Origin of the sequence: Vibrio sp. 10N.286.46.A8 (assembly GCF_041470165.1) — a bacterium.
Taxonomy (GTDB): Bacteria; Pseudomonadota; Gammaproteobacteria; order Enterobacterales; family Vibrionaceae; genus Vibrio; species Vibrio tasmaniensis_A.
This window is the reverse complement of sequence record NZ_JBFRLX010000302.1, coordinates 1-2,876: the sequence shown is the minus strand read 5'-3', so window position 1 is coordinate 2,876 and position 2,876 is coordinate 1. Positions and strand designations below refer to the sequence as shown.

The following is a 2,876-nucleotide window of genomic DNA, read 5'->3' as shown; positions in this document are numbered from 1 at the left end:
ATATTAATAATAAACAACACCTTCGCCTTTTGTAATCAGAGTACCAGCTTCATTGGTAATTATTTTATCTAAATCAAATAATGAACCAATCGCCGCATTACCCAATCCAGCTTCAACGAACTTACACACGGCATCAATTTTTGGTCCCATAGAACCGGCAGGGAATGAAAACTCTGCTAAACCAGCAGGCGTTGCTTGCTTCATTTCTGCTTGGTCTTCTTTACCATAGTTACGGAAAATCGAACCATCGGTTAAGATAATAAATAAATCGGCATGGATTTTTTCAGCCAGTAGTTCAGCCGTAAGATCTTTGTCAATTACGCACTCTACGCCAGTACTCTTACCTTGCTCAATACTCACGGGAACACCGCCGCCGCCACAAGCGATAACAAGGTTTTCTGTATCTAGAAGAGTTTCAATTTGCTGAATTTCAACAATGCTTTTTGGCATAGGAGAAGGCACAACGCGTCGGTAGTACTCGCCATCAGCTTTAAACTGCATTGTGCTTTGAGCCATTAATTCTTTAGCTCGTTGCTCTGTATATACAGGCCCAACAAATTTTGTCGGGTTAGCAAACGCAGGGTCTTTTTTGCATACTTCAGTTTGCGTGACTAGCGTCGCTACGTCTAATTCAGGGTCAATGTTTCTTAGCTCTTGTTGTAACATGTAGCCCACCATGCCACAGGTTTGAGAGCCGAGTACATCCATTGGGTATGGGGTAGTCTCTGGCGAATATTCGCTATAAGCCGCGTTTTGTTCCATCAACAAACCTACTTGTGGGCCATTACCATGAACGATAACAATCTCATGCTCGCGTGCGATCGCGGCAATACTCGCCGCTGATTTTATTATATTTTCACGTTGGTTCTCAGCCGTTAATGCTTGGCCTCTTGCTAAAAGAGCGTTACCGCCTAAAGCTAATACTATGCGCATGATAATGTCTCCGATCATTTAATAATGATTTTATTTATTTTACGTAGGGATTAACCGCTTGTTTCTAATTAAATTCAAGCTTATTAATAGGAGTGACTAGTTTTTTTAATTACTCTTAAGTAATTAACATGCCGAGATAGTATGGGAAAATAACTGTTCTAAATGTGATAGCTATCAAATTATCATTTCACTAGAAATGGAGCTGTGGAAACGGGAGTTATTGTAATTCGATTAAATATCCATAAGCTTGGATACAATCCAGTAGTGGACTCTTTTTTTGTATAAATGATTCGTCTTTAGTGAATATTATCTCTGGCTATAAAATGATTAATTTTCAAATTTTGTTTTAAATATGACGTTCAGATCGCATTAAGATCTTTAGAAAAGGCACGAAGCCAAACAGATGAGAGGGTTCATGAGCTCAAAGAGTGGCTTCGATTTAGTTTTCAATCGGCTGCCTTTACTCTAGATGTTATCTGACAGCCAAGTGAAAATTGGAGATAGTTAGCCACTTTCTAAGGCTAAAGCTAAAGCGAAACAACGCGCTTTATTTCTTCCAAAACCTCGGCGTTAGCAATTGCCCCGAGGTTTTCTACATCCTTACCATTTACAACCTGTTTCACCGCCAATTCCACCAACTTGCCTGAGCGTGTTTTTGGCACATCGCTGATCGCAAATATCTGGCTTGGCACATGCCTTGGTGAGCAAGATGATTTGAGTTTACTTCTGATGGCTGTCAGTAACGTTTCATCTAGACTCACATCTTGCTGCAGTTGGACAAACAGCCATATCTGCTCGTTGCGGTCGATGTCTTTGCCGACTGCTATCGAATCCACAATGCCTTCAATAGTGTTCACTTGCTGGTAGATCTCGGCAGTACCAATTCGCACACCACCAGGGTTGAGTGTGGTGTCGCCTCGCCCGTAGAACAGATAGCCACCATGAACGCTCTGTGCGACTTCATCGCCGTGATGCCACACATTATCGAACCTATCCCAATAGGTGCTGTGATAGCGCTCTCCGGTGTCATTCCAGAAGCCAACAGGGAAGTTGGGTAGGGAGTTGGTACACACCAGTTCGCCACGTTCATGATTAACCTTGTGACCAGACGAATTGAACACCTTGATGTCGACGCCGAGCCCTGCCTGTTGGCACTCACCACGATACACCGGCGAGATAGGGTTGCCTAAAACAAAGCAGCCACAAATATCCGTGCCGCCAGAAATAGACGCCAAATGTAGGTCTTGCTTGATGTGTTTGTAGACGTAATCGAATTGCTCAGGGTAGAGCACTGAACCCGTCGAGCACAGTGTTCTTAAGTGGGGAAGAGAGTGGCTGTCGATCGGTGAGAGTTCCGCTTTCTCAATCGCTTCTAGGTACTTGGCTGAGGTGCCAAATGTCGATACATCAGCTCGCTGCGCTAAATCCCACAGAACGCTAGGTTGCGGATAAACCGGGCTACCATCAAAGATCACCAAACAAGCCCCGCTGGCGAGCGCAGAGACGTGCCAGTTCCACATCATCCAACCACAAGTGGTGTAGTAGAACACGCGATCTCTTGGTTTAATATCGCAGTGAAGTTGATGCTCTTTTAGGTGGTTGATGATGGTGCCGCCAACAGAATGCACAATACATTTTGGCTTGCCGGTGGTGCCAGAAGAGTAGAGTACAAACAGAGGTTCATTGAAGTCGACACGAGTAAATCGAAGAGGTTTTGGTTGATACTGATTGATGATGCTGTGCCAGTTTTGGAGTGACACGTCATGCTCAAAATCATTGTTCTTTAAATAGCCGATCTGACACACCTGTTTTAATTCGTTTAAGTGTTCGATGATTTCACGGTTTTTGTCCGTCATATCGAACGTCTTGCCATTGAAGGTGTAGCCGTCACAGGTGAAAAGCACCTTAGGTTTCACTTGGCCAAAGCGCTCAATCACGCTCTC

General features: G+C 43.9%; 2 protein-coding genes. Both read right to left on the bottom strand.

The window, feature by feature from the left end; genetic code table 11:
- Window positions 1-3 precede the first annotated feature (3 nt).
- Window positions 4-933, bottom strand: a complete 930-nt coding sequence (locus tag AB4232_RS21825; protein ID WP_102332320.1) for a carbamate kinase — start codon at window positions 931-933, stop codon at window positions 4-6.
- A 527-nt stretch (window positions 934-1,460) separates the two neighbouring features.
- Window positions 1,461-2,876, bottom strand: a 1,416-nt coding sequence (locus tag AB4232_RS21820) for an acetoacetate--CoA ligase (RefSeq protein WP_372088002.1), incomplete at its 5' end; no start/stop codon positions are given.

Coding starts and splice junctions, on each gene's coding strand:
- AB4232_RS21825 (WP_102332320.1), bottom strand. CDS start 933: ATGCGCATAGTATTAGCTTTAGGCGGTAACGCTCTTTTAGCAAGAGGC.